General features: G+C 63.7%; 5 protein-coding genes. All 5 read right to left on the reverse strand.

The window, feature by feature from the left end; translation table 11 throughout:
• Positions 1 to 139 precede the first annotated feature (139 nt).
• Positions 140 to 670 carry a cupin domain-containing protein gene (locus EOD07_RS20775; RefSeq protein ID WP_127236793.1) on the reverse strand — a complete coding sequence of 177 codons (531 nt, stop codon included), beginning with the start codon at positions 668 to 670 and terminating at the stop codon, positions 140 to 142.
• Positions 671 to 791: 121 nt separating this feature from the next.
• Positions 792 to 1,730 carry a 3-keto-5-aminohexanoate cleavage protein gene (locus EOD07_RS20780; RefSeq protein WP_127236794.1) on the reverse strand — a complete coding sequence of 313 codons (939 nt, stop codon included), beginning with the start codon at positions 1,728 to 1,730 and terminating at the stop codon, positions 792 to 794.
• A gap of 32 nt (positions 1,731 to 1,762) precedes the next feature.
• Positions 1,763 to 2,707, reverse strand: coding sequence for a 3-hydroxyacyl-CoA dehydrogenase (locus tag EOD07_RS20785; RefSeq protein ID WP_127236795.1), 945 nt, complete (start codon positions 2,705 to 2,707; stop codon positions 1,763 to 1,765).
• A 44-nt stretch (positions 2,708 to 2,751) separates the two neighbouring features.
• Positions 2,752 to 4,779 carry an ABC transporter permease gene (locus tag EOD07_RS20790; protein WP_245470352.1) on the reverse strand — a complete coding sequence of 676 codons (2,028 nt, stop codon included), beginning with the start codon at positions 4,777 to 4,779 and terminating at the stop codon, positions 2,752 to 2,754.
• A 50-nt stretch (positions 4,780 to 4,829) separates the two neighbouring features.
• Positions 4,830 to 5,483, reverse strand: a 654-nt coding sequence (locus EOD07_RS20795) for an ATP-binding cassette domain-containing protein (RefSeq protein ID WP_164772392.1), incomplete at its 5' end; no start/stop codon positions are given.

Here is a 5,483-nt window from a genome sequence, read left to right on the forward strand (position 1 = left end):
CTCCGAAGAAGGCCGAGGCCGATCCCGATCGCAGATTCGCGCCCCGCCAGCGCCGCAGCGACCAGCCGGAACAGGAACTCCCCGAGACGGCGAAAGTGGCCTTGGTACAGTTCCACGAAGGCAAACTTCGACGTTCGGCTTAGACTTCGTGCTCGGCGTCGACCAGCACCGACATAAGAAGCGCGTCCTCGGTGCCACGGTTGACCCAGGCATGGTTGGTGCCGCGCTGGATCACCACGTCGAACGGCTTGAGGTCGCGCTCTTCCTTGTCCAGCACGAGCGTGATCTGGCCGGATAGCAGCACGATATAGTCCGTGGTCGGTGAGCGGTGCATCGTTTCATGCCGGGAGGTATCCGGCTGGAGGTGCGCCGATCCCATGGCAGCGAACCAATCGTGGGCCGCCTGCTGGCGTTCTTCCCGGGACAAATGGGCGGAGCCGGATTCCGGCGCGATCTGAAAGAAGCGGAAGATGGTTCCCCCGGGCGGCGGCTCGATGCCATGCGATCGTCTGGCGAGATCCTCTGGAGAGTTGTGATCGTGTTTGCCGGCCGGCGTCTGCCACAGTTCGGTGAGCACCGTGATCGTATGGTCGGCAATTCCATCGAGAAGAACCTCCGACTTGCCGTTCGCGTCGTTTGCCGTGACGATCCGCCTGACTTGCTTGAGCATGTTGTTCTCCTGTTCGATTTGTTCGCGCCCATTTCCGGCGCAGGCTGATGTCCGCCTCCAGCATCACCGTGAGAAGCCACGTCCGGTGGGCGGCAGCGTTCGTTACGGGACGGCCGCGGCGTCAGAAATTGACGCTGGCGCCGCCCTTCAGCGACAGGATTTCCCGCGCATCGTCAGGCGTCGCCACCTCGAGCCCAAGGCCTTCGATGATCTTGCGCACCAGGCGCACCTGGTCGGCGCTGGACTTGGCGAGCTTGCCCTTGCCGGCCCACAGCGAGTCCTCCAGACCAACGCGCACGTTGCCGCCGAGCGCGGCCGCCTGGGCCGCAATCCTGAGCTGGCTGGCGCCGGCCCCCAGAACCGACCAGCGGTAGTCTGATCCGAACAGCCGGTCGGCGGTCCGCTTCATGTGCTGCACATCTTCCGGATGCGTGCCGATGCCGCCCAGGATGCCGAACACCGATTGGACAAAGAACGGCGGCTTGACCAGTCCACGATCGGCGAAATGCTTCAAATTATAGAGATGAGCGATGTCGTAGCACTCGAATTCGAAGCGCGTGTTGTTTGCGTAGCATGTCTTCAGGATGAACTCGATGTCCTTGAAGGAGTTGCGGAACACGAGATCCTTTGTGGCTTCGAGATGCGGCTTCTCCCAGTCGAATTTGAAGTCCTTGTACTTTTCGAGCAAGTGGAAGAGGCCGAAGTTGATCGATCCCATATTAAGCGATGCGACTTCCGGCTTGAGCATTTGGGCGGGAAGGACGCGTTCCTCCACCTTCATGTAGGGGCTGCCGCCCGTGGTGATGTTTATGGCCGCGTTGGTCGCCTGCTTGATCTGCGGCAGGAACTTCATGAAGGCTTCCGGGGTCTGATCCGGCTTGCCGTTCTCGGGATTGCGGGCGTGCAGATGCAGGATTGCGGCACCCGCCTCGGCCGCCCCCAGGGCATCATCGATGATCTGCTGCGGCGTGATCGGCAGGTATTCCGACATGGACGGTGTGTGGATGGCGCCTGTCACGGCGCAGGTGATGACGACTTTGCCGGTGGCAGCTTTGGACATGAGCTTGAGCCTCGAATGCTGGGTGGTTGGATTCAGGAGCCGATCTTCTTGGCCGCGTCGCGCTTGTGGGCGATGAGCGCCATCAAGCGGCGGTCGCGCCATTCCTGTCGCTCGACGAGCTTTTCGGCGGGCAGCTTCGACCGCCTGTCCCTTTCGACCCTGTCGAGGACGGGGCCGCCCCAGCTGGCGCGGTGCTGCGTGCTGGGCCAGAGATTCTCGTAGAGGCTCTCGTAGCGGACGACATAGTCGCGCACTCCACCGGGCGCGTTCAGGTCGATGGTTTCGAACGGCCCCATGAAGGACCAGCGCAGGGCCAGGCCGTCGCGGATGCCGATGTCTATGTCCTCGACCGAGGCATAGCCTTCGTCCACAAGGCGGAAGGCCTCCTCCAGCAGCGCACCCTGGAGGCGGTTCATGATGAAGCCGTCGATTTCGCGTTTCATCACGAGCGGCGCCTGACCGGAGGCACGGAAAAAGGCCGCCGCGCGCTCCATGACCTCAGCGGACGTCCATGGCGCCGGTACGAGTTCGGCGGCCGGAACCAGGTAGGGCGGGTTGATGGGATGGGCGACCAGGCAGCGCTCGCGGCCGGCCAGATGCGCCGTGAAGACGGAAGGAAGCAGCGCCGAGGTCGAACTGGCGAGCACCGCGTCGCGTGGTGCCTTCTCGTCCAGCATCGAGAACACGGTCTTCTTCAACTCCAGCTTTTCGGGCGCGTTCTCCTGCACGTGCACGACGCCTTCGAGCGCCTCGTCCATCTTGGGACTGATGGAGATCCGATCCAGGACCTTCTCCGGACCGTCGTTCAGCAGTCCGTTGGCCGCGAGATCAGGCAACAGGCCGGCAATGTAGTCGCGGGCGATGGCAGGAGCATCCGCCGCCGCATCCCACAGGACCACCTCGTGTCCCGCGCGCGCGAAGGTGATAGCCCAAGCGCGGCCGATGAAGCCGGTTCCGATGATCGCTACACGGGGCATGTCAATTCCTCTGGCAGTGGTTCCTCAAACTGTCGGTCGGCGGGTCAGGCGCGCCGGTCCCTGAGCGCGATGATGGCGCCCAAAATGACCATGCCGTAAAGAATGGAGCGCGCGGATGTCGGAATGGTCGTGCCGGCGAGCAGCATCTGCAGGGCGGTCAGCAGGATGACGCCACCGAGCATGCCGATGTAGGAACCGCGGCCGCCGGTGATCAGCGCCCCTCCGACGACCACCACCGCGATCGACGGCAACAAATATTCGTCGCCCATGCCAAGGCTGGCCTGGCCGGAAAAGCCGGTCAGCAGAATGCCGACCATCGCGGAGCACAGCCCGGAAAGCATGTAGACGGCGATCGTTGTCCGCTTGACGGGGACGGCCGAGAGTTCGGCTGCCCGCTCGCTGTTTCCGATCGCGTAGACGCGCCGGCCGAAAGCCGTCCGTCCGAGCAACATCACTGCCCCGACGGCGAAAAGCAGCACGAACGGGACCACCGGGGTAATGCCGAAGATGCGCGTGGTCATGAAGGAGCGGAGCATGGGCGAGGAGAACCCGTCCGGCGTACCGCCCGAATAGAGCAGAGCCGCACCCTGCAGCAGGCCGTTGACGGCGAGCGTCATGACGATCGGCGACAGGCCGAGGACGACGATGCCGAAGCCGTTGAGGAATCCGATCAACAGTCCGACGGCGAGCACGATCGGTACCGCATAAAGGAGCGCCGCGTCGGATCCGCTCACAAGGCCGGCCAGCACGATCCCGCACAGGCCGATCGTCCACGGGATGGACAGGTCAAGGCCGCCGGTGAGGATCACCGTGCCCTGGCCGAGCGCGAGGATCGCCAGGAACGAGGAGAGGACGATCAGCGAATTGTAATAGTTGAAGTTCAAGAGCGTGTTGCCGAGCATGTATTGCGTCACGATCAGCACGCCGACGAAGCAGACGTAGGCCGGCAGGGCATAGTGGATGACCTCGGCGTGCCGCGTTCTAAAAGGCGCCATCGCGCTTTCGCTCTTGGCCGATGACGTTTCCCCGCGAATCTCCGCCAGCGACAGCTTGCGTGGCGACAGCGATAGTTGCGATGGCAATATGCCCTGCTGCCAGGAGGCGAACCGTCCCAACGCTTGCCGGATGTTCCGGGCCAGCACGGACCTGCGGTGTGCGGACGCGCTCAGAACCGCCAGAAGCAGGATCGTGCTCTCGGCAATGGTCGAATAATAGGCCGACACATTCAGAACGAGCAGGATGTTGACGATGATCATCAGCACATAGGCGCCGAGCACGGAGCCCGTGAGCCCGCCCCGCCCCCCGCCGAGCAGGGTTCCGCCCACGACCACCGCCGCGAACATCTGCAGCAGCATCGGATTGCCGACCAGCGGATCGCCGGCACCCGTCTGGGCGCTGATGAACACGCCCGCCATGCCGTAGAACCCGCCTGCGATGACATAGACGGCGAATTGCACCAGCCGCGTCGAGATGCCTGCCGATCGGGCGCTCTCCGTATCGCCACCGACGGCGTAGATGGCGAGGCCGAGCTTGGTCCGCTTCAGCCAGTACCAGAACATCAGGAGGACGAAGATGAGAGCGGCCGACATGGGAACCCAGTCGGGGATGAGGTCGCCGATAAGTATCTCGGACAGGCGGGGCTCAATCATGCCCCCCGGCTTGTCCATGACGATGAGGGTGACCCCCTGCAGGATGAACATCGTGGACAGCGTGACTACGATCGACTGCAGGCGAAGGAAAGCGATGAAGAACCCATTGAAGGCGCCTACCAGCAGGCCGATGCCGACGCCGATCGCGCCCAGCGTCCAGGGCGACAGCGATCCGTCAGCCGGCAATGACGCCAACGTGACGTTGACCAGAGAGATCACGGCGGCCGCCGACAGGTCGAACCCCCCGGACAGGATGACAAGGGTCTGCCCCATCGCGGCGATAGCCAGGGTCGCCCCGCTCGTCGTCATCTGGGAGATGTCGTAGTAGCCGAGGGGTACCGCGCTGAGGTTCGCGACGACGGCGAAAAGCGCAACGAAGGCGACGAACGCCGTGATGAGCCCGCGATGGCGGCCGATCCGCATTGCTCCCGCGCTGGCGGCCCGCGTTTGCAGTCTCTCGGAAGTCGCCACGCTCATGCCGCCGTCGCCGTGCTGTCGGAGTTCAGGGCTGCTCCGAGGATGTTTTCTTCGGTGAGGTCCGGACCGGATAGTTCCGATGCGATCGCGCCGGCATAGAACACCAGGACACGGTCGGCGAGATGGACGAGTTCCGGAATCTCGGTCGAGTAGAAAAGCACTGCGCCGCCTGCCTCGGCATAGGCGCGCAACAATCGATAAAGTTCGTTCTTGGTTCCGACGTCGATGCCGCGCGTCGGATCGTAGACCATCAGGACATGGCTCTCGGTGAGGAGCCATTTGGCGATGGCGATCTTCTGCTGGTTCCCTCCCGAGAAGGCATCGGCGCGCGACCAGAGGGCACGGCGGTCGACTTCCACCCGCTGGAATGCGTCCGACACCGCGCGGTCCTCGGCATCCTTATCGATCAGCCCGAAGCGGGTGAACCGATCTATGATCGGCACGGTGGCGTTGTGCTTGCCGCTGAGCCGCAAAAACAGCCCCTCGGTCTTACGCTCTTCCGGGACGAGGCTGACGCCGATTTTCGCGGAGACGGCATCCTTCGGGCTGCCGATCGCTACCTTCTGGCCGTCCACGGCGAAATGTCCGCGCACCAGCGGCATGGCGCCGAACGCCGCCAGAAAGAGCTCGAGTTGCCCCATGCCCTGAAG

The organism is Mesorhizobium sp. M2C.T.Ca.TU.002.02.1.1, from assembly GCF_003997225.1.